23 protein-coding genes are annotated in these 19,882 nt (G+C 71.5%); 15 read left to right on the top strand and 8 right to left on the bottom strand.

Annotation, left to right across the window (positions count from 1 at the left end; genetic code table 11):
• The first annotated feature begins 77 nt into the window (after window positions 1-77).
• The 10 genes from KCH48_RS25975 to KCH48_RS25930 all read left to right on the top strand — a co-directional run bounded on the left by KCH48_RS25975 (window position 78) and on the right by KCH48_RS25930 (window position 7,387).
• Window positions 78-791: a fatty acid desaturase gene (locus KCH48_RS25975; protein WP_307840953.1), complete on the top strand. Its 714-nt coding sequence runs from the start codon at window positions 78-80 to the stop codon at window positions 789-791.
• Entirely contained in the window at window positions 788-1,609 is an 822-nt protein-coding gene (locus KCH48_RS25970; RefSeq protein WP_210577146.1) for an AMP-binding protein, read from the top strand. Before KCH48_RS25975 ends, KCH48_RS25970 begins: the two co-directional genes overlap by 4 nt.
• An 85-nt stretch (window positions 1,610-1,694) precedes the next feature.
• Entirely contained in the window at window positions 1,695-2,105 is a 411-nt protein-coding gene (locus KCH48_RS25965; protein WP_307840952.1) for a transcriptional repressor, read from the top strand.
• A 14-nt stretch (window positions 2,106-2,119) separates the two neighbouring features.
• Window positions 2,120-2,410, top strand: coding sequence for a hypothetical protein (locus KCH48_RS25960; protein WP_210577144.1), 291 nt, complete (start codon window positions 2,120-2,122; stop codon window positions 2,408-2,410).
• Window positions 2,407-3,420: a GTP-binding protein gene (locus KCH48_RS25955; protein ID WP_210577143.1), complete on the top strand. Its 1,014-nt coding sequence runs from the start codon at window positions 2,407-2,409 to the stop codon at window positions 3,418-3,420. The genes KCH48_RS25960 and KCH48_RS25955 overlap by 4 nt, the downstream gene beginning before the upstream one ends.
• Window positions 3,417-4,451 carry a WD40 repeat domain-containing protein gene (locus KCH48_RS25950; RefSeq protein ID WP_210577142.1) on the top strand — a complete coding sequence of 345 codons (1,035 nt, stop codon included), beginning with the start codon at window positions 3,417-3,419 and terminating at the stop codon, window positions 4,449-4,451. The genes KCH48_RS25955 and KCH48_RS25950 overlap by 4 nt, the downstream gene beginning before the upstream one ends.
• Window positions 4,452-4,459: 8 nt before the next feature.
• The gene (locus KCH48_RS25945) at window positions 4,460-4,846 is read left to right on the top strand and encodes a (2Fe-2S) ferredoxin domain-containing protein (RefSeq protein ID WP_210577141.1); all 387 of its coding nucleotides are present in this window, start codon (window positions 4,460-4,462) and stop codon (window positions 4,844-4,846) included.
• Complete coding sequence (locus KCH48_RS25940; RefSeq protein WP_374104712.1) at window positions 4,833-5,210, top strand: ArsR/SmtB family transcription factor; 378 nt, start codon at window positions 4,833-4,835, stop codon at window positions 5,208-5,210. The genes KCH48_RS25945 and KCH48_RS25940 overlap by 14 nt, the downstream gene beginning before the upstream one ends.
• 721 nt (window positions 5,211-5,931) lie before the next feature.
• A complete protein-coding gene (locus KCH48_RS25935) occupies window positions 5,932-6,585 on the top strand; it encodes a hypothetical protein (protein ID WP_210577140.1) in 654 nt (217 codons plus the stop codon).
• 64 nt (window positions 6,586-6,649) lie between these two features.
• Window positions 6,650-7,387, top strand: coding sequence for a DUF1775 domain-containing protein (locus KCH48_RS25930; RefSeq protein ID WP_210577139.1), 738 nt, complete (start codon window positions 6,650-6,652; stop codon window positions 7,385-7,387).
• A 63-nt stretch (window positions 7,388-7,450) separates the two neighbouring features.
• Here KCH48_RS25930 and KCH48_RS25925 read toward each other — a convergent pair whose 3' ends face one another.
• On the bottom strand, window positions 7,451-7,810 hold the full coding sequence (locus KCH48_RS25925) for a metalloregulator ArsR/SmtB family transcription factor (protein WP_210577138.1): 360 nt from the start codon (window positions 7,808-7,810) through the stop codon (window positions 7,451-7,453).
• Between the two features lie 153 nt (window positions 7,811-7,963).
• On the opposite strand from KCH48_RS25925, the gene KCH48_RS25920 reads away from it, so the two are divergent.
• Window positions 7,964-9,310, top strand: a complete 1,347-nt coding sequence (locus KCH48_RS25920) for an MFS transporter (protein WP_210577137.1) — start codon at window positions 7,964-7,966, stop codon at window positions 9,308-9,310.
• A gap of 23 nt (window positions 9,311-9,333) precedes the next feature.
• Here KCH48_RS25920 and KCH48_RS25915 read toward each other — a convergent pair whose 3' ends face one another.
• Both KCH48_RS25915 and KCH48_RS25910 read right to left on the bottom strand, forming a co-directional pair.
• Window positions 9,334-11,220, bottom strand: coding sequence for a copper resistance protein CopC (locus KCH48_RS25915; RefSeq protein WP_307840951.1), 1,887 nt, complete (start codon window positions 11,218-11,220; stop codon window positions 9,334-9,336).
• 152 nt (window positions 11,221-11,372) lie between these two features.
• Entirely contained in the window at window positions 11,373-11,972 is a 600-nt protein-coding gene (locus KCH48_RS25910; protein WP_307840950.1) for a M15 family metallopeptidase, read from the bottom strand.
• A 155-nt stretch (window positions 11,973-12,127) separates the two neighbouring features.
• On the opposite strand from KCH48_RS25910, the gene KCH48_RS25905 reads away from it, so the two are divergent.
• A complete protein-coding gene (locus KCH48_RS25905) occupies window positions 12,128-12,379 on the top strand; it encodes a hypothetical protein (RefSeq protein WP_210577136.1) in 252 nt (83 codons plus the stop codon).
• 47 nt (window positions 12,380-12,426) lie between these two features.
• Here the strand turns inward: KCH48_RS25905 and KCH48_RS25900 are convergent, their stop codons facing one another.
• The 3 genes from KCH48_RS25900 to KCH48_RS25890 form a co-directional block, all read right to left on the bottom strand.
• On the bottom strand, window positions 12,427-13,674 hold the full coding sequence (locus tag KCH48_RS25900; protein ID WP_210577135.1) for an MFS transporter: 1,248 nt from the start codon (window positions 13,672-13,674) through the stop codon (window positions 12,427-12,429).
• Window positions 13,671-14,798: a PLP-dependent cysteine synthase family protein gene (locus KCH48_RS25895; RefSeq protein WP_210577134.1), complete on the bottom strand. Its 1,128-nt coding sequence runs from the start codon at window positions 14,796-14,798 to the stop codon at window positions 13,671-13,673. Before KCH48_RS25895 ends, KCH48_RS25900 begins: the two co-directional genes overlap by 4 nt.
• A gap of 134 nt (window positions 14,799-14,932) precedes the next feature.
• The gene (locus KCH48_RS25890; protein WP_210577133.1) at window positions 14,933-15,352 is read right to left on the bottom strand and encodes a hypothetical protein; all 420 of its coding nucleotides are present in this window, start codon (window positions 15,350-15,352) and stop codon (window positions 14,933-14,935) included.
• 282 nt (window positions 15,353-15,634) lie between these two features.
• On the opposite strand from KCH48_RS25890, the gene KCH48_RS25885 reads away from it, so the two are divergent.
• Complete coding sequence (locus KCH48_RS25885) at window positions 15,635-16,177, top strand: hypothetical protein (RefSeq protein ID WP_210577132.1); 543 nt, start codon at window positions 15,635-15,637, stop codon at window positions 16,175-16,177.
• Between the two features lie 93 nt (window positions 16,178-16,270).
• On the opposite strand, the gene KCH48_RS25880 is transcribed toward KCH48_RS25885, so the two are convergent.
• Both KCH48_RS25880 and chrA read right to left on the bottom strand, forming a co-directional pair.
• Complete coding sequence (locus KCH48_RS25880; protein WP_210577131.1) at window positions 16,271-17,206, bottom strand: family 16 glycoside hydrolase; 936 nt, start codon at window positions 17,204-17,206, stop codon at window positions 16,271-16,273.
• A gap of 109 nt (window positions 17,207-17,315) precedes the next feature.
• The gene (gene chrA / locus KCH48_RS25875; protein WP_210577130.1) at window positions 17,316-18,719 is read right to left on the bottom strand and encodes a chromate efflux transporter; all 1,404 of its coding nucleotides are present in this window, start codon (window positions 18,717-18,719) and stop codon (window positions 17,316-17,318) included.
• A 188-nt stretch (window positions 18,720-18,907) separates the two neighbouring features.
• On the opposite strand from chrA, the gene KCH48_RS25870 reads away from it, so the two are divergent.
• Window positions 18,908-19,435: a Chromate resistance protein ChrB gene (locus KCH48_RS25870; protein WP_210577129.1), complete on the top strand. Its 528-nt coding sequence runs from the start codon at window positions 18,908-18,910 to the stop codon at window positions 19,433-19,435.
• Window positions 19,432-19,866: a chromate resistance protein ChrB domain-containing protein gene (locus tag KCH48_RS25865; RefSeq protein WP_210577128.1), complete on the top strand. Its 435-nt coding sequence runs from the start codon at window positions 19,432-19,434 to the stop codon at window positions 19,864-19,866. Before KCH48_RS25870 ends, KCH48_RS25865 begins: the two co-directional genes overlap by 4 nt.
• Window positions 19,867-19,882: the final 16 nt, after the last annotated feature.

The raw sequence follows: 19,882 nt of genomic DNA, 5'->3' as shown, positions 1-19,882 counted from the left end.
GCGAGGACGTGCCGCCCCATATTCGTCCGGCATTCCATTTCCATGGCCCGTCGTACGTCGCGAACAGAGGAGAAACAGTGATCCCGTTGTCCTATGCGCAGCAGCGGTTGTGGTTTCCGAACCGGCTGGAGGGGCCCAACGCGACCTTCAACGCGCCACTGATGCTGCGGCTCGGCGGCGCGCTGGACCGCCCGGCCCTGTGCATGGCATGGCGGGACGTCCTGCGGCGCCACGAGAGTCTGCGCATGTTCGACTACCAGCGGCTCGCGGCCGTCGCCGGCGACAGCTGGCGCAGCTGGCGCGGCACCTGGGAGGCAGACAACGACAGGATTTCGGCCCGGATGCGCCGCGACAGCGTGGCCGAGTACCGCCTGATGGGTGTCGTCGTCCTCGCCGCCACCGGTCTGACCCTGCTCGGCCACGGCGCTCTCGTCCTCCAGCTGTGGCTGCTGCCGATGCTGCTGGTCTCGACCCCGCTGCACTTCCTCGTCGAGCTGCCCGAGCACATCCGCTGCGACAACGACACCGCTGACGTCCTGCGCAACACCCGCTCCATCAGCGGTAGTTGGTTCAGCACCTGGTACACCAACGGAAACAACCTGCACATCGAGCACCACGCCGCCATGACGGTCCCGATCAACCGGCTGCCCGAACGGCACGACGAGGTCCTGCGGTTCGCCAAGCACACCGAACGCAGCTACTGGGCCTTCTACGGCGGTGTCCTCCGCGAGGTCGTCACCCACACCCGGCGCCGCGGCTCCACCAGGATCGCCGGAACGGACCCGCGATGACCGCCGGGCTGCTCCACGATCTCGTGCGGAGCCCCGAGGAGACCGGGGCCGGCGCGCCCGCCGTGGTCAGCGCGGACGGCGAACTCAGCTATGGCGCCCTGTGGCAGCGCATCGCCGTGACGGCGGAGCTGCTGACCGCGCGGGGCGTCGGGCCGGGAGACGCGGTCGGCCTCTTCTCCTTCCGCTCCGCCGACTATGTGACGTCCCTGCTCGCGGTGCTGGCCGTCGGCGCGGTCGCGGTACCGCTCGACCCGGAGTACCCGGCCGAGCGCATCGACCACGTTCTCGCCGCGGCAGACCCCCGGCTCGTGCTGCGCGGCAGCGGCGGCCGTCACCCCGACGAGACGCTGCGGCCCGACCGCTGGGCCGACGTCGGCGACCTGCCCGGCGCGGGCACCGAGCTCCACTCCCGTCCCGCACTCGGCCCGGGAGGCACCGCGCCCGTCGTCGCCGCCCACGAGCAGCCCGCGCTCATCCTCTTCACCTCCGGCTCGACCGGCACCCCCAAGGGCGTCCGCCTGCACCACGGCGGACTCGTCAACCGCCTGGAGCGGGGGCTGAACCAGTACCACTTCGACGCGACGGACCGGGTGCTGCACAAGGCGTCGATCGCCTTCGACGCGTCCCTGCACGAGATCTTCTCGCCGCTGATGGCCGGCGGCACCCTCGTCATCGCCCCACCCGGGATGCAGTACGACAGCCTGGGCCTGGTCCGGCTGATGCAACTCCAGGACTGCCTCGACCTGCGGCTGCTGTTCTGCGGCGGCGAGGCCCTGACTCCACATGGAAGGGTCATACCCGACACCCAGGACGCATGAGCTATCATTCATATGGACATGGCTTTCATTTCCATCTAGCGTTTGGCGGCAGCGACTCAGCACCCACGCTGGAGGTGAAACCGCTGTGCGCACCCCCATCGCCCGACAGCGACCGACCCGTCAGCGCTCGGCTCTCCTGGAAGCCCTCGCGAACTGCCGTGACTTCGTCTCCGCGCAGGACCTGCACACCCGCATGACAGACGACGGGACCCGGATCGGCCTGACCACCGTCTACCGGGCGCTGCGTGACCTGGAGGCAGCGGGCGAAGTCGATGTCGCTCAAGCCGCAGCCGGGGAACGGCTCTACAGATGGCGGCCCGACACCGGGCACCGCCACTACCTCATCTGCCGCGCTTGCGGCTTCAGCCGCCCGGTGGACTCCGAAGTCGTCGAGGAGTGGGCGGGACAGATCGCCGCCGACTCCGGATTCGCCGGGGTGGAGCACGTCGTCGAACTCACCGGCGTCTGCGACGGCTGCCAACCCGCCGTCGATTGAGGAGAACTACCGCCATGCCCCTGGGATTCAGGGCCGGAAACCCCGCAACACCGAACCCCCGACTGCGCGAACTGAAGGAGACCCTACGCACCCTGCTGGATCTCGACGAGGACACCGCCGTCGTCATCCGCCAACTCACGTGTACCGAACCGGGCTGCCCGCCGCTGGAGACGGTCGTCGCCGTCCTCCCGATGAACGGCCCGGCCCGCCGCTGGACCCTGCACCAGCCCCCCGACGAGATCACGGAGGACGGCCTCAGGGCCGTCCTGCTCACCACCGCCCCCGAAGGAGCCCACTCCGCATGACTGCCCCCACCCCCGTGGACGGCCGCGTCCCCGTCACCGTCCTCACCGGCTTCCTCGGCTCCGGCAAGACCACCCTGCTCAACCGCATCCTCACCGAGCACCACGGCCTCAGGATCGCCGTCATCGAGAACGAGTTCGGCGAGATCGGTATCGACGACGCCCTCGTGCTCGACGCCGAGGAAGAGATCTTCGAGATGAACAACGGCTGCATCTGCTGCACCGTCCGCGGAGACCTCATCCGCATCCTCGGCGCGCTGATGCGCCGCCGCGAGAAGTTCGACCACATCCTCATCGAGACCACCGGCCTCGCCGACCCCGCACCCGTGGCCCAGACCTTCTTCATGGACGACGAGATCGCCGGCCAGCTGCGCCTGGACGCCATCGTCACCCTCGTCGACGCCGCCCACGTCCTCCAGCATCTCGACGAGGTCAAGCCGGAAGGCGTGGAGAACGAGGCCGTGGAACAGATCGCCTTCGCCGACCGCATCGTGCTCAACAAGACCGACCTGGTCGACGAGGCGACAATCACCGAGGTCGAGAAGCGGGTGAAGGCGATCAACACGCCGGTGCAGATCCTGCGCGCCAGGAACGCCGAAGTCGACCTAGAGCAGATCCTCGACGTCGGCGCCTTCGACCTCGACCGGGTGCTGAAGGACGACCCGTCGTTCCTCACCGAGACCGAGCACCAGCACGACACCACCGTCACCTCGGTCGGCATCGAGGTGCCCGGCGAGGTCGACGACGCCCGCCTCAACGCCTGGCTCGGCAACCTGCTGCGCACCAAGGGCGCCGACATCTTCCGCTCCAAGGGCATCCTCGCGATCGCCGGTTCGAGCAGGCAGTACGTCTTCCAGGGCGTCCACATGCTGCTCATGGGCGAGGAGGGCGCCCAGTGGCGGGCCGACGAGCCGCGCCGCAACCGGCTGGTCTTCATCGGCCGCAACCTCGACCGCGACGAACTGGAGCGCGGCTTCACCGACTGCCTCGCCACCGCGGGAGCAGCCGCGTGAGCCTCACCGCAGCCGACCAGGCGCTGTCCATCGCCTGGGAGATCACCGTCGACGACGCACCCGTCGCGCTCAGCGCACGTGGCGACCTCGTGGCCGTCGCCGGAGCCGAGGGCACGGTACGGGTCCTGGACGCGGCGATGGGCGCCGAGATGGGGGCACTTGAGCTTCCTGGCGGCGCCCTGAAGGTCGAACTCTCCTCCACTGCCGTGCACTTGGCGGTCACCGGACCCCTGGGGTACGCGCTGTGGCGCCGGTCGGACGGACGCGTCCATGTCCGCGAGTCCGGTGCCTGGGCGTCGTCCGCCGCCTGGGCCGACGACGAACGCGTGGCCGTCGCCTCCGGGCGGGTCGCGGTCGTACGGGACGCGGACGGTGGCGAGTTGTGGCGTACGGAGCGCGCCGCGTCCACCGTCTCCGACCTGGCGTGGCTGCGCCAGGGGCGGCGGTTGGCGGTTGCCGCGTACGGTGCCGTGCGCGGACATGAGAGGCACACGCCCCAGCCGGTGGTGACCTACCCCTACGTCGGCTCGCACCTCGCGCTCGCTGTCGCCCCCACCGGCAAGTGGATCTGCAGCGGCAACCAGGACGCCTCCATTCATATCTGGCGCACGCGGGACGGCAGCGAACTGACCATGTCCGGCTACCCGGAGAAGGTCTCCCGCCTCGCCTTCGACGACACCGGACGCTGGCTCGCCGCCGACGGCGCCCCCGATCTGACGGTCTGGGACTTCTCCGGCAAGGGCCCAGCCGGCACCGCACCGCGTCAACTGCGCTGCCACGAGACGATCACCGCGCTCGCCTGGCGGCCGGGCTCGGGCGGGCATCTCGCCAGCGGCGGTCACAACGGCACGGTCGCGCTCTGGTACGCCACCGCCGGACAGCCCGCCAACCGGCTGCGGCCCGTGCGCGTACTGGACGACGTGGGCTCGTCCGTCGCCGCGGTGGCCTGGGCGGGGCCGCATCTGCTGGTCACCGCGTACCGCGACGGACACGTCCGCGCCTATACCGTGCCCTCGCCGGCGGCACTGTGAACCGGTCGGTGATCCGAGCGGCCAACCGGCCGTGCACGCTGGCCGTGTGCCGAGGCTGCTGCTGCGGAAATCCACGCAAGTACCCCGGCACCGACCACGCCTGGCAGCTGGACCGGCTGCGGGCCGGCGCCGCCGAGCACGGCTTCCAGGTCCGTACGACAGACTGCCTGGGCCCCTGCGACCAGGCCAACGTCATCGTCGTCCAGCCATCCGCCGCCGGACGCCGGGCCGGTGGCCGAGCGGTCTGGGTCGGCTTCGCCATGGACGACGACTGCACCGGCGACCTGCTGGACTGGGCCGCCGCGGGCGGACCCGGCCTCGCCGCTCCCCCACCCGCACTGGAGCTGCAGATCGTCCGCCCGCCGCGCGAGGCCCGAGCCCGTGCACGCCGCTGAGCCCGTACGCCCCGACGGGGATGTGGGCGGCCGTGACGTCATCGCGGCCGCCCGCCTCGACGAGGTCACCGCGGCCTCCGTCGCCACCACGCTCCAGGCCCTGGCCACCCCCTCACGGCTGCTGATCCTCACCACTCTGCGCCACGCCGCGTATTCGGTCACCGAACTCGCCGCCGCCATCGGCATGGAGCAGTCAGCGGTCTCCCACCAACTGCGGCTGCTGCGCGCCCTGGGCCTGGTCACCGGGCAACGCGACGGCCGCCGCATCGTCTACCGCCTCTACGACGACCACGTCGCCCAACTCCTCGACCAGGCCGTCCACCACATCGAGCACCTGCGCCTCGACCTGCGCGATCCCCGCTGAGCCGCGAACCGACCCGCCCCGCGCCGACCGGGCCGCAGCGACAGCAGCAGCAGCGCCAGTACGATCACGGCCGCCACAAGACCGAGGACGGCCTGCGCCGCGGTGAAGAACTCGAGGACGCCGTTGCCCTCGTCGGTGTGTTGCGGCATGTACGGCTGGTCAGCGACGTACAGCAGCCCGTCCCACCGGCGGCGCATGGTGGCGGCGACGGCGTACGCAAGGCGTGCCGGCACGCAGAGGCGCTGCGGAAGAGCTGGACCAGGGCCAGACCCGCGAGGAGGTACAACGCCGCCATGGCCAGCGGGTTGTGGTGCCAGGCGGGCAGGAGTGCCTGGACGGCGGCCAGGGCGCGCACGCCGCGAGCACCATCGCCGCGATTCCGAGCGCCGTGCAGGACAGGGACGAGTGCGACGTGGCTTGGTGCAGTCCGGCGGCCAGGGGTACGGCCGCCAGGGCAAGGCCGACCGCGCGGCCGGCGGTGCCGCTGCGGTGCGGGCGAGTGCGATGGGGCCAGGTCAGGTCCGACAATCATGGCGCACCTCGTGCGAGCCCTGGTGCGAATGCGGCATTCCGGCCCACAGTCGCGTCACGAGGACGCGAGCGGAGCGTCGCGCAGGCGGCCGTCACGCTCGGATGATCGACTGACGAAATACCGGACGAGTCGTCTCTTTGCGGATCCGGCCTCCGGGCGAAGTGAGCGATGCCCGATGATGGGCGGACCATGACCACTCCCAGCTCACTCCGTACGCCGTCGCACCGCGCGCCGCTTGCCGTTCTGCGGGCGGCCGTGTTCGCGGGCGTCGGGACGGTGCTCGGGGTGAGCGCGCACCAGCTGGTCGCCGAGGGGACCACGCCGTGGCGGCAGACTGCGCCGGCAGCCTTGGTGCTCTTCGGTATCGGTCTCGTCGGTACACGGCGCCCGCGTTCCCTGGCCACGGTCGTGGTGACGTGCGGGGTGGCTCAGGCGGGGCTGCATCTGTGGCTGATGGCCGCGCACGCGGACGCCACCGCGGCGCCCATGTCCATGCCCAGCCACACACAGCACGCCGCCCACACCCACCAGGCATGGCACGACGCGCCGGCGATGACGGCCGTACACATGGTCGCGGCCGTACTCGTCGCCGTGCTGCTGCACCGCGCGGACACCGTCTGCTGGTCACTGGCGCGCGGGCTGACGACGGCGGTCGACGCGGCCCGCGCCCGGATCGCGACGGTCCGGGCGCTGCTCGGTGACCGCCCGGCCCTGTCGGCGGATCAAGGGCTGTCGGCGCACGCCCTCGCATGGCTGGAGCGGCCGCCGCCCGACGAGGCGGTGCTCACGGGCACGGTGGTACGGAGAGGGCCTCCCCAGGCGGGGCTCACTCTCGCCACCTGACCATGCCGGGCGGTCGTTCCGATGAGCGCCGCCGTCCCGCACTCCCCCACGCCTGGAGACATCCATGTTCCATGCCATCAAGGCGAAGCACCGCACTGCACGCCGCCTGACCCTCGCGGCGGGCGCGACCACCGCCCTGCTGCTCCTCACCGCCGCTCCGGCCGCCGCCCACGTGGAGGTCGAGTCCGACAACGCCCAGGCCCTCGCCGAGAACGTCGAACTCGCCTTCGTCGCCGAGTCGGAGTCCGCCACGGCCGGCATCACCGAGCTGCGGGTGGTCCTGCCCAAGGGCATCGCGCCCACCGACGTGACGTACGGCGAGGGCCCCAAGGGCTGGAAGTTCAGCGCCACCGACGACGGCTACACCGTCAAGGGCCCGGCTGTGAAGACCGGCGAGGACGCCGAGTACTCGGTCGTCGTCCGGCAGCTCCCGGACGCGAAGGAGCTGGCGTTCAAGACGCTGCAGACGTACAGCGACGGCAAGATCGACCGCTGGATCGAGCTGAGCGAGTCCAGCGGCGGCGGCCACGGCAACGAGGCTCCCGTCCTGGAGCTGAAGGCCGCCGCACCCGGCGCGAAGCCGGTCAGCCCCTCACCCAGCGAGTCGGAGAGCCCCTCCGTCTCCCCGACCCCGACCGCCGAGGAGACGGACATCTCGCCCTCCCCGCAGGCAGCGGACACCGAGAAGGATGACGACGGCGGGCTGTCGGCGGGTGCCTGGACCGGCATCATCGCGGCGATCCTCGTCGCAGCGGCGGCCGTGGTCTTTGTGATGCGCCGCCGGGGCAGCGCCCAGCAGTAGAGCCGAGCACGCTTCAAGGGCCCTTGCACTCCGGGCGGTTCGGGGTGCAAAGGCCCTGGCATGTCAGTCGTGCGGGGCCTTCCCGCTCACCCGGTGGTCCGCGTGGCTGAGTGCCTCCACCACCAGGCGGCGCAGATGCCCGTCGCTGAGGCGGTAGTAGATGTGCCGCCCCTCGCGGCGGGTGTCCACGAGCCCGGCGAGCCGCAGCTTCGCCAGGTGCTGGCTCACCGCGGTGCGCGACGCGTCGCACCGCTCGGTGAGCGAGCCCACGTCCGACTCGCCCTGCGCGAGCAGCCACAGCAGATACAGCCGGGTGGCGTCCGACAGCATCGCGAACACCCCGGTCGCCTCGGCGAGCCGCGCGCTGTCCGGAGCGCGCAGATGCGCATCGGCCGCAAGTGAGACGGGGTGGCTTTCAGGCATGAGGTCAGCCTAGAGCCACTCGGCAAGGGCCGGGTCCAGTCGCAGCCCGCCGACTTCCAGCCATCATGTGCACAGGTGCGCACATGATGGCTACACTCGTCGAGACCCGAACGGACCAGACCGCCCGGACCGCCCCTCCCAGGAGCCGCCCGTATGCTCGCCGTCCTGCGCAACCGCACCTACCGCCACCTCTTCGCCGCCCAGGTCATCGCCCTCGTCGGCACCGGCCTCGCCACGGTGGCGCTCGGGCTGCTGGCGTATGACATCGCGGGCGCCGACGCCGGTTCGGTGCTCGGCACCGCGCTCGCGATCAAGATGGTGGCGTACGTGGCGATCGCTCCGGCCGTCAGCGCGGTCGCCGATCGAATACCGCGCCGGGCGCTGATGGTGTCGGCCGACCTCATACGCGCCGGGGTCGCGTTGATGCTGCCTTTCGTGGACCAGGTCTGGCAGGTGTACGTCCTGGTCTTCCTGCTCCAGTCGGCCTCGGCCGCGTTCACGCCGACGTTCCAGTCCGTCATCCCGGACGTGCTGCCCGAGGAGCGCGACTACACGCGGGCCTTGTCCATGTCCCAGCTCGCCTACGACCTGGAGAACCTGTTCTCACCCGCGCTGGCGGCCGCTCTGCTGTCCGTGATCACCTACAACTGGCTGTTCGCCGGCACTGTGCTGGGCTTTCTCGCCTCGGCCGTGCTGGTGGTCTCGGCAGTTCTTCCGAAGCCCACCCTGGCCCCACGCACCGGCGGCCCCTACAGCAAGGCCACCGCGGGCACGCGCCTCTTCTTCGCCGTCCCGCAACTGCGTGCCCTGCTCGCCCTGCACCTCGCGGTCGCCTCCGCGAGCGCGATGGTGACCGTCAACTCCGTCGTCTACGTACGCGACTTCCTGGGGCTGCCGACGGGCGCGGTACCCCTCGCGCTGGGGGCGTTCGGTACCGGTTCGATGGTCGTGGCGCTCGTCCTGCCACGCATCCTGGACAGGGCCCCGGACCGGGTGGTGATGCTGCGCGGCGCACTGCTGGTCGCTGTCGTCTTCGCCGGGCTCGGCGCCATCACCTCTGTGCGGGACGGGAGTTGGCGCTGGCCCGCGCTGCTCGCCCTGTGGGCCGTATTCGGTGCCGCCTGCTCGATGGTGCTCACGCCGGCCGGGCGGCTCATCCGCCGCTCGGCACCGGCCGAGGAACGCAGGGACGCCTTCGCCGCCCAGTTCTCGCTCTCGCACAGCTGCTGGCTGCTGACGTATCCGCTGGCGGGCTGGCTCGGCGCCGAGGCCGGGCTGGGCGCAGCCGTGGTCGCCTTGGGTGCGATCGCGCTGTTCGCCTCGCTGCTGGCGGTGCGACTGTGGCCGGCGCGGGAGCCGGAGCCCGTCGCTCACGAGCACACCGACCTCCACGACGACCACCCCCATCTCGCCGATGCCACGCGGGTGGCGGACGGTTGGCGGCACAGCCACGACTACCCGGCGGACGAGTTGCACCCCGTGGCGGCCGGGCGCGTGTGACGCCGCGGGCGGTCCACTGCGCCTCAGCTGACCGTGACGGTCGTCGTCACCGTGGCCTGGTCGACGTCGGAGATGCGGACGGTCACCGACATCTCCCACTTCCCGGCCGCGGGGAGCTGGAGGTTTCCCGCCCGCCAGTAGCCGCCCACCTCCTTCATACCGGCGTCGAGCGGGCCGATGCCGCGCTCGGCGTGGGTGAACGCGATGCGCAGTTCGGGGACGGAGGAGATGCCGTTGTCGGCGGCGAAGACCACGGCCTGGAGGTCGTTGCGGCCGGTGCTCGCGGGGGTGAGCGTGATGAGAACCTTGCCGGAGCCGTTCTCGGCGCCGGTGTCGAAGGGGACTGTGCGGCTGACCCCGGTGGGCTGAGCGACCGCGGCCGTGGGCGGAGCCTCGGTTGCGGAGGTTGCTTCGGTGCGTGCGGGGGTGGTGACGGTGAGCTGAGTCGTGATCCCCAGGACCACGAGAGCGAGGACGGCTTCGACCGCGACCGAGCGTCGCAGCCGCCGGGTCGGTCCGCCGGTGTCCCCGCCGTCCCCCGCCCCCGCCGCAACAGCCCCGGCTTCGGGGTCCAGGCCCTTCTCCGCGTCCTGCGCGGACGCGGACGCCACCGCGCGCGATGCCGCCATGGCGAGTGCCGGTCGCCCCGATGCCCGCTCTGCGACCGGCTTCCGCAGCCGGGCCGTCCAGCGGCGCGAGTACGCCGCCGCTCCCAGCATGGTCACCACGACGGCCGTCTTCAGCAGCAACAGGGTGCCGAAGCGAGTGGAGACGAGAGCGTCCAAGGAGCCGATCAGCCGCCAGGACTGGTAGAGGCCCGTCACGACGAGGGCCACCACGGCGGCGAACGCGAGCCGAGAGAAGCGGGTCACCGCCTCCGCCGGCGCCCGCTCACCCTCAGGGGTACGGAAGAGAACGCCGACCAGCGCGGCCAGCCCACCCAGCCACAGCGCGACGGCCACCAGGTGCAAGGCGTCCGCCACAAGTGCGAGCGTGGTCTGCGAGCCGGCCGCGGCATGTCCGGTGGCGGCCCAAGTCCCGGCCAGCGCCACGGCGATCAGCGCGCCGACCCCGATCAGCCCTGGCCGACTCCTGCTCGGCGGCGGCCGGTTCCCCGTGTCGGACCCGTCGGCCTCGTCGCCGTCGGGACGGAACGCGGAGCCTGCGAGTACGGCCAGGAAGAGACCGGCGCCGCCGAGCAGCAGGAGCCGTACGAACAGGGCCGAGCCCGGCCCGGTGTCGAGGGTCGCGCGCAGGGCGGTCAGGTCGACGGCCTGACCGAGCCCCTCGCCGGAGGTGTAGGGAGCGCGCAGCAACAGCAGGGCGAGGCCGGACAGGAGCAGGGCCGACCAGCCGGCCTGGAGCAGCCGTCGCAGCCGGGGCCGAGAGGCGCCGCCCGGCCAGCACACCAGCAGGAACGCGCCGACGCCGACCGCGAGGACGTAACCGAGGTAGGCGAGGTACCGGGCGACGGAGTACAGGGTGCCCACCAGGCCCCCGCCCGGCGGCGCGTCGACATCGACGGCCTTCGTCGGCGAGGGCTTGCCCACGGAGAACACGAACGCCTCGCCGATGGGATGGCTGTCGGCGGACACCGCCCTCCACGACACCGTGTACGTGCCGTCGGCGAGACCGCTCTGCAACGCCACCCGGGCGGTTGCGGCGTCGGAACCGACGTGGTCCGTGGTTCCCGTGTCCACACGGCTGCCGTCGGGCGCGTAGACCTTGATCGAGTCCTCGGCGAGCGACATCGCTTCGGTGAAGGTCATGGTGACCTGGGTGGGCGCGGACTTCAGTACCGTCTCCGCAGCCGGATCCGTCGAGCGCACCTTGGCGTGTGCGGCGGCGGGTCCCGCGCCGGCGAGCAGGAGGGTGAGGGCCGTACCCAGGAGCAGGGCGAGGGCTGCCACTCGGCGACCCGGACGACGAGCTGGCCTGAGGCTCAAGGGCCTGCCTCCTCAGGTGTCGGTGCGGTACTGCTGTCGGGGTGCGACGCTCGTGATGTCGTACGGCGGACCTGGCGGCCTCGTTCACCGGGCCGGGCCGGCCACGGCGCCCGCGATCATCCCGAGGCCGGGTCGGTGAACGGCGCCGACGGGTATCCGGTGTCGAAGTGCATGTAGTCGGGCACCTTGATGTTCTGCCAGACCCAGCCCTCGTCGATGAACGCCCGCCAGACGACTCCGCCCTTGACGATCACACCCTTGCCCGGGACGCGTTCGGCGTACTTCGCGCCGGCGGCCGGGGACCAGCACTTGCAGCGCAGGTCCTGCCACGGGTTCTGCACCGGGTTGATGTCGACGGCCCGGCCGTTGGCGTGCGGCGACTCCTCGACCGGGGCGTTGATCTGGTTCGGGCGGCGGCAGTTGTAGGCGGCCGTGTTGTTGGCGCTCAGGCTGGCGTTGTTGTCGCCGTCGTACGCCTCGACGCCCTGCATCCGGTCTATCGGGAACTTCGCGTCGAACAGCTTGGTGAAGATCCGGGAGATGCTGGCGGTGATGTCCTCGTTGACGACGAGCACTCCGCGCTTGATCGCGCCCTCGAAGTCCCAGTAGTTGATCTCCACGCGGCGCAGTGTTGCGCGGGTGGCCGGGCAGCCCTTACGCCACATGCCCGACTCCACCATGCGTTGCCACTGCTCGACGGTGACCTCCTTGGTCACGGGGGCCGCGGACGGTGAGGGCGGTGTGCTGGGGCTGGAACTCGGTGAGGATTTCTGGTCGGGCAACTGGGCCGGGGGTGCGTCGGGACTGCCGCAGCCGGTGACCGCCAGCGCCAGGCTGAGCAGGAGGGCGGCGGAGACTCGGTGGGTGCGGCGTGGGGCTCTTGGAGATGTGCTCCGTCGCACCGTCGGCCGAGGGCTCCGCAACACTGGCGATGAGCGGTCCGGACCCCGCCGAGCGCATCCGCCGCCTCCTTGCCGCCCGCCCGGGACAGGGCCGCCGTCTGCTGCCCGTCCTGATCGGCTGCGCCACGGCGGCCGTGCTCGTACTGCCGACCGTCATGGTGCTCGGCCCTGCGTTCGCCGTCGCGGACACCGCCCACTGCCTGGAGCGGTGCCCGCGGTGACCTCCAGGAGCAGACAGCAAGAGCACCGCTGAGCGCAGCGGTCCCGCCTACCCCGGCGCCGGAACAGGCGTCGGCCGCGCCGCGAGACACCCGGTGCGGTGCAGCCACTCCACCGAGCCCGCACACACCAGCCCGGTGACCGCCAGCGCCACCCACGGCAGCCAGCGCACCCCGGTGTCGAACAGCGCCCCCACCGCCAGGTTCCCCAGCGAGATCGCGATGCCGGAGGCCGTGTTGTAGGCGCCGTAGTATGTCGCGACCAGCCGGTCGCCGGAGAGCCGTACGACGGTGTCCATCTCGAACGGGTAGAGCAGCGCCCCGCCCCAGGCCAGCAGCGCGGCGCACACCGTCAGGGCGGCGACCCCGACCACGGCGTCGTACGACCTGGGCAGCAACGGCAGGAAGGCCACCCCCATCACCACCAGCCCGTACACGATGGCCCGCGGCCCGGACAGGTTCTGCTTCGCCCAGGCCGTCAGCTTCAGTTGGCCCGACAGCGCGGCCAGCGCCGAGACCGCGAAGACCGCTCCCGTCACCAACCCGGCCCGCTCGCCGAAGAGTTCGCGGGCGCGCAGTGGCAGAGCGAGGTAGACCTGGAAGGCCAGGACGTACGAGCCCGACATCGCGGCGGCGAAGAGCAGGAAGGGCCGGTTGGCGGCGATGGTGCGCCAGTCGGCGGCCACCGAGCGCCAGGCGGGCTCGGCGCCCCGGTCCTTCGGCGGGCGGGTCGGCAGGGCGCGGGCCTGGAGGACTGCCAGCGCCCCGAAGATGAGTGCCGCGACCCTGCACACCACGCTGAAGTCCCAAGTCAGCAGCGCGAGTCCGGCGAGCGGGCCGACGAGGATGCCCGCCTGGTAGAAGACGTTGAAGGCGGCGAACGCCTCCACGCGCCGCTCTTCTCCGGCCTCCGCCGCCAGATACGCCCGCACCGCCGGATTGAACAGCGCCCCGGCCAGGCCCGTCAGGGCCGAAGCGACGATCAGCGCGGGCAGGCTGCCCGCCACCGCGAGCAGCCCGAAGGCAACCGTCCGCAGGGCACACCCGGCGAGGATCATCGGCTTGCAGCCGTAGCGGTCGGCGAGACTGCCGCCGATGAGGAACATGCCCTGCTGGGAGAGGTTGCGCACGCCGAGCACCAGGCCGACCGTCCAGGCGGCGAGTCCGAGGCCGTGGGACAGGTGGTCGGCGAGGTAGGGCATGAGCATGTAGAAGCCGAGGTTGATGGCGAACTGGTTGATCATCAGCAGCCGAGCCGGACGGTCGAAGGAGGCCACCTGGGCCCGCAGCCGCCTCATCGCGCGCCCGCCTTCCGTGCGGCTGCCTCGCGGCCCAGGGGATCCCGCACCCGGCTGCATCGCGTCCACGCGGTCACGACGCACTCGTCCGGCGCGGCGATCTCGTCGGGTTCCGGCGGAGGTTCATGGCCGAGGAGGTCGTGTGCGCGGCACCACGCGTCGTTGTAGACGGTCTCCAGGTAGCGGTGCGGGCCGTCCGGGAAGACCGCGACGATCCGGGTGCCGACGGGATACGTCCGTGCCACCCACCCGGCCACCAGTGCCACCGCCCCGACGCTCCAGCCGCCGGACGCGTAGTGCCGGCGGGCCAGCTGTCGGCAGGCCCACACCGCCTCGGCCGGCGCCATCCAGTGGACCTCGGCGAAGGCTTCGTAGTCGACGTTCGACGGGTGGATACTCGATCCCAGACCGCGCATCAGGCGCGGCGCCGCAGGCTGTCCGAAGATCGTCGAGCCGACCGTGTCCACGCCGATCAGTTTCACCTCGGGCCACGATTTACGCAGCCCCGCCGTGATGCCGGCCGAGTGTCCGCCCGTGCCCACCGCCGCCACCAGGACGTCGATGCGGCCGAGTTGGGCGATGAGCTCGGCGGCCAGCGGCCGGTAGGCGGCGGTGTTGTCGGGGTTGTGGTACTGGTCCGGGCAGTACGCGTCCGGGGCGTCGGCCAGGAGTTCGGCGACGCGTTCGCGGCGGGCCTGCTGCCAGCCGCCGTCGGGATGCGGGGCGGCGACCTTCTCGACGTGCGCGCCGAGTGCGCTCAGCAGCCGGACCATCGACGACTCCATGCCGTGGTCGGTGACGACGATGACGGGATGGCCGTACGTCAGCCCGGCCAGGGCGAGTCCGAGGCCGAGGGTGCCGCTGGAGGACTCGATGATCGGCGCCCCCGGCGTGAGATCACCGCGGCGCCGTGCCTCGCGGATCATGTGCCCGGGGCGGTCCTTGATGCCGCCGGGGTTGGTGCCTTCCAGCTTGGCGTGGAAGCCGCGGCCCTGGGGAGCGAACGGCTCGTCGATCCACAGGACCGGGGTGTTGCCCACCAGGTGGGCCGGACGGCGGGCGATCGGGGGTACGGGGGCGTCGGCCCCGACGGGGACGAGGGATGCGAGCAGGGTGGGGTCCATGAAGGTACGGCTCCTTCGCACCCGCTGGTCGGGCGGGCGCGGTGCTGGCGGTGCAAGGGCGCGCGGGCACGCCGGACCGCGGGCCAGCGCCGCTTTTTGGCGGCGTGGCCCCGATCAGGGCGTGCGGGTCGGGCCTACTGACGCCAGACGCAGTGCCGTGCACATGCGGAGCGGCCGCTTGAGAGCTCTGGAACACCAGCCTCTGGGCCGGTGTGGCTGAGCGATGACCTCGCGGCGAGCCGGCTGGTGACGGGCTCGTCGATCTGCGGGGTGCGGACCGGACCGTCGGCGGAGGAACGGACCCGGTCCACCGCATGCTCGACGGTGTCCTCGACGTATTCGTGATCGTGGCCGTGATCGTGGTCGGATCCAACCGCCTCCAGCGGGACGACCGACTGCGCCACACCCACGGCGGTGAGCGGCTGGTGCGGGCCGAGGAAGCCCGGCCCGTGCACCACGCCCAGCAAGTGGGGCGCAACCAGCAGGATCAGCCCGATGAGCAGCACGGATGGCGCGGGACGCTGAGCGCGGCTGCCGGCCATCACGGAGATCACGCGCGCAGCGTAATCAATCAGCTACGCACGATCAGCGCGCGACGCGCAGCCCTTGCCCGCCGGCCCCATCCGGCTCAGAGCCGCTGAATGCCCCAGTAGGCGGCGACGAGCACGACGATCACTGCCGCCACCACTCCGGCGGCCAGGCCGACACGACGCATCCACAGGCTCACACGCTCCTGATTCCCACCGGAGACGGCCCCATGCCGCATTCCGCACCGAGGATGAGTCGCCGCAGGGCTGGGAACGCGGTCCCGTGAGGGCCTCCGAGGAGGAAAGACCATGGGTCCACAAGGGCGAGCACTTCCCGCCGCCGTCGCGGCTGCCGTACTCCTCGCAGTCACCGCCGCATGCACGGACGACGAACCCCAGCCCCCGCCGCTGACCCCCGCGTCGCCCGGTACGCCGACGCGGACACTGCCTCCCACCACCTCTCAGGCCCCGACCCCGACCGCCAGCGCCCCCGAGGAACCGGCCGAGGCCGAGGAGGAGGTCCGCGAAGCCTGGGCGCGCTTCTTCAGTCCCGAAACCTCGGTCGAAGACCGGGCGGACGTCGCGGAGGACGGCGACTTGTACCAGCTCATGATCGAGGCACTCGCCAAGGACCCGAAGACCCGTGCGCTGCGGGTACGCGTCGATTCGGTGACCTTCACCTCCGACCTGCACGCACGGGTCGGCTACACCCTGTTCTCCGGCGACAGGAAGGTCGGGCCGGACAGCCCGGGGGCGTCCGTACTCCAGGACGACACCTGGAAGGTCTCCGCGAAGACCGTGTGCTCCCTGACGAAGTACGGCAAGGACGTCCCCCCGGCCCCGATCTGCTGACGGCCTCGACCACTCACCGCTTCTCGTAGGAACAGACGGAGCTGGAGGGCCAGTTGGCGGCCATGACGCTGGACACGCTGACTGGCCCCTGAGTCACAGCTCCTTGATCCTGATGTTCCGGAACCCGACCATCCCGGTGTGCGCCTGCAGTCCGATGAAGCCCGATGCCGGGTCGGCGGTCGCGGGCTTGCCGCGCCAGGCGTCGGTGTTGGTGAACACCGTGGTCTGGGCGCCGTTCAGGCGGATCGTGTAGGTGTCGCCGCTGACTTCGATCTCGCAGTCCGTCCACTGGCCTGCCACCAGCGGTGCCGGCCGCTGGTAGGACTGGCCACCGGGGACGCCCCCGGTCTCGATGTCGTAGATCGCGCCGGTGCGGTGCTTGTCCAGTCCGTCGGGTGCCGCCGTGTCGTCGATCTGGACCTCGAAGCCGGTGTGGACGGCTACCCATGCCTGGTTCAGGTACGCGTGCGTCTTGGCCGGGTCGGTCCGGTCGGGGACGGGGCGGCGCGGGTCCCGGGAGCGTAGGAAGATCCCGGAGTTGTCCTGGACGGATCCGACGCGGAGCTGCAGGCGCAGGATGAAGTCGCTGAAGGGCCGGCGGGCGAAGTAGAGCAGTCCGAGTTCGCCGCCGACGGGCTGCGGGACGATGGCGCCGTCGATCAGGGCGAAGGCGCCGCCGCCGACGCCGCGCCAGAGGGCGAAGGTCTTGTCGGTGCCGTCGAAGAGGTACCGGAACCCGCTTTCAGGGGCCGTGGGCTGGGACGCGGGCACGAGATGGTCGCCGGTGCGGCGGGCGAGGGCGACGCCGGACAGCATGGGGTTCGGCGAGCCGATGGTGGGGAGCACGGCGGGGCCGACGGCGTGCAGATTGTCGCTCTCGTGCAGGCGGCCCCAGACGTCCGTGACCGAGGAGGACGGGTCCTCGCCCAGCCACAGGGTGCCGCTCTCGTGGTGCGTGGAGGAGAGGGTGCCCCGGCGGGCGCGTGGACTTGCCTGCCCCGGACGGCCCGACCAGCACCGTGCACGCACCGGCGGGCAACCGGTGGGTCACGTCGTCGAGCAACAGCGCGGAGGAGCGCCGCGCGGGCACCCCCTTCAAGGCGAGGACAGGGCGCGGCTCCCCGGAGATTGACACAGATCAGCTTCCCGTCAGCCCGGCAAACGCCGCTACCAGGCCGAGGCCGGCGCACACGCCCAGCGTGCGCAGGACGCTCCAGCGCAGCCGGAAGATCAGAGCGACGGCGACCAGCGCGATGCCGAGGGCGACAGGGCGGAAGGTGGTGAGGTCCGGCAGCCCCACGTGCAGCGGCCCGAGGGTGCGGCTGTCGACGGTGGTGAAGAGGGTGTGCTCGGCGAAGTAGAGCGCCAGGTTGGCGATGACGCCGACGACGGCCGCCGTGATGCCGCTGAGGGCGGCGGAGACGTGAGGGTTGCCGCGCAGCCGCTCGATGTAGGGAGCGCCCAGGAAGATGAACAGGAAGCACGGCACGAAGGTGACCCAAGTGGTCAGCAGCGCGCCGAGCAGAGCGGCCGCCCACGGGTCGAGGGAGCCCGGGTCCCGGTAGGCGCCGAGGAACGCGACGAACTGCACCACCATGATCAGCGGCCCCGGCGTGGTCTCGGCCAGCGCAAGCCCCCGCACCATCTCGCCGGCGCTGAGCCAGCCGTACGTCTGCACGGCCTGCTGGGCGACGTAGGCGAGGACGGCGTAGGCACCGCCGAAGGTGACCAGGGCGGTGCCGGAGAAGAACAGTCCCTGGGTGGTGAAGACGCTGCCTGTGCCGGTCAGTACGGCCACGGCGGCCACCGGGACGGCCCACAGCAGCAGGCCCGCCAGCAGGATGCGCGCGGTACGGCGGCGGCTCGGGCGCTCGTGGTGCAGGGCGTCGTCGGGAATCAGCGGCGCCGGGCCGTCGTCGCCGGAGCCGTGCGCGGCGGGCTTGAAGACGGCGGGCGCCCAGCGGGCGATGAGCCATCCGGCCGCCCCGGCGGCGACGATCACCACGGGAAACGGCACCTGGAACAGGGCCAACGCCGCGAAGGAGGCCACCGCGAGACCCACCAGCAGCGGGTGCGTCAGCGAACGGCGGCCGACCCGCCACACGGCCTGCGCGACGATGGCGACCACGGCCGGGGCGAGCCCGGCGAACAGACCGGTGACCGCGGCGGTCGTACCGAAGCCGACGTAGAGGGCGGACAGCGCGAGCAGCGCCACGACACCCGGCAGTACGAAGAGGGTGCCGGCGGCCAGGCCGCCCCGGGTGCCGTTGAGCAGCCAGCCGGTGTAGATCGCCAGCTGCTGGGCCTCCGGTCCGGGCAGCACCATGCAGTAGCTGAGCGCGTGGTTGAAGCGCTGCTGGCCGATCCAGCGCTTCTCCTCCACGAGCGTCCGCTGCATCACGGCGATCTGTCCCGCCGGGCCGCCGAAGGTCTGCAGCGAAATGGCGAACCAGGTCCGCAGGGCCTCGCGGAACGGTATGAGATCGCCCCGGTCGGGCTCGACCTGCGACATCTGCGAGGTCGGGCGGTCAGTGGCGGTCATCCGCGGAGGTCTCCGTCCATGCGGCAGCAACAAAGTGCAACCATGGTTACCTCGCAATGCCGTGAGGCGGAAGGCAAGAAGGTACCGGTGAAGGTGAACAGTTCATTGCAGCGGCCGACCACGACGGAACCGCGCCCGAGCCGTACCCTCCGGGCGTTGGGAAACCACCGGCACCCAGGACTCTCCACGTGACCGACCACGACAGCCCGCCCCCTCCGGCACCCAGCGCTCCGAGCCAATGGGTGCTGCTCTCCTACCGCCTGCCGCGCGAACCCTCGACACCGCGCATCACCGTCTGGCGCAAGCTCAAGCGGCTCGGCGTCGCCCAGATCAGCGACGGTCTCATCGCGCTGCCCGCCGACGCCCGCACGCGCGAGCAACTGGAGTGGATCGCCGAGGAGATCACCGACTTCGGGGGCACCGCCACCCTGTGGATCGCCCACCCGGCCGCACGCGCCGAGGAACGCAGCCTCGCCCAGGCCATGGCCGACGCACGCGCCGCGGAATACGAGGCGGTGCGCATCCAGGCCGAAGAAGCGCGCCAACAGCCGGACGACGAACGCCAACGCGCTCTGCGCCGGCTCCGCGCCGAGCTTCGCCGCATCAGCCGCCGCGACTACTTCCCCCCACCGCAGCGCCGCGCCGCCGAGACCGCGGTGCAGGCACTGAACCCCGCCAACACGAAACCCCCCGCCCCCGAGGAGAACTCCGCATGAAGTGGGCCACCCGCGCCGGCATCCACATCGACCGCGCCGCCTGTGCCTGGCTGCTCCGCCGCTTCATCGATCCCGATGCCGAGTTCGTCTTCGTCACCGACCCGGCCGAAGTCCCCGCCGACGCCACCCCCTTCGACATGCGCGGCGTCGAACTCGGCCACCACCACGGCGACTGCAGCTTCGAAACCATCCTGCGCCGCTACGACCTCACCACCGACCCCGCCCTCAGTCGCATCGCCGAGATCGTCCACGAGCCCGACCTGGACGACGAACGCTTCGACGCCCCCGAGGCCCCCGGCCTGGACGTCGTCCTGCGCGGCCTGTCCATGATCGGCGACGACGAGCACACCATGGCCGTCACCAAGCCGGTCTTCGACGGACTGTACGAGTACTACCGACGCGCCACACTGCTGGGTCGCGAACCGGCCTGACGGCTCAATGAGCCTT

Origin of the sequence: Streptomyces sp. GESEQ-4, assembly GCF_017948455.1 — a bacterium.
Lineage (GTDB): Bacteria > Actinomycetota > Actinomycetes > Streptomycetales > Streptomycetaceae > Streptomyces.
The sequence above is the reverse complement of the archived record's forward strand: the minus strand, read 5'-3'. Positions and strand labels throughout refer to the sequence as shown.

What these genes read in the sequence shown, in the direction of transcription:
- KCH48_RS25970 (WP_210577146.1), top strand. Translation starts at nt 788, where the DNA reads ATGACCGCCGGGCTGCTCCACGATCTCGTGCGGAGCCCCGAGGAGACC.
- KCH48_RS25960 (WP_210577144.1), top strand. Translation starts at nt 2,120, where the DNA reads ATGCCCCTGGGATTCAGGGCCGGAAACCCCGCAACACCGAACCCCCGA.
- KCH48_RS25955 (WP_210577143.1), top strand. Translation starts at nt 2,407, where the DNA reads ATGACTGCCCCCACCCCCGTGGACGGCCGCGTCCCCGTCACCGTCCTC.
- KCH48_RS25935 (WP_210577140.1), top strand. Translation starts at nt 5,932, where the DNA reads ATGACCACTCCCAGCTCACTCCGTACGCCGTCGCACCGCGCGCCGCTT.
- KCH48_RS25930 (WP_210577139.1), top strand. Translation starts at nt 6,650, where the DNA reads ATGTTCCATGCCATCAAGGCGAAGCACCGCACTGCACGCCGCCTGACC.
- KCH48_RS25925 (WP_210577138.1), bottom strand. Translation starts at nt 7,810, where the DNA reads ATGCCTGAAAGCCACCCCGTCTCACTTGCGGCCGATGCGCATCTGCGC.
- KCH48_RS25920 (WP_210577137.1), top strand. Translation starts at nt 7,964, where the DNA reads ATGCTCGCCGTCCTGCGCAACCGCACCTACCGCCACCTCTTCGCCGCC.
- KCH48_RS25900 (WP_210577135.1), bottom strand. Translation starts at nt 13,674, where the DNA reads ATGAGGCGGCTGCGGGCCCAGGTGGCCTCCTTCGACCGTCCGGCTCGG.
- KCH48_RS25895 (WP_210577134.1), bottom strand. Translation starts at nt 14,798, where the DNA reads ATGGACCCCACCCTGCTCGCATCCCTCGTCCCCGTCGGGGCCGACGCC.
- KCH48_RS25885 (WP_210577132.1), top strand. Translation starts at nt 15,635, where the DNA reads ATGGGTCCACAAGGGCGAGCACTTCCCGCCGCCGTCGCGGCTGCCGTA.
- chrA (WP_210577130.1), bottom strand. Translation starts at nt 18,719, where the DNA reads ATGACCGCCACTGACCGCCCGACCTCGCAGATGTCGCAGGTCGAGCCC.
- KCH48_RS25865 (WP_210577128.1), top strand. Translation starts at nt 19,432, where the DNA reads ATGAAGTGGGCCACCCGCGCCGGCATCCACATCGACCGCGCCGCCTGT.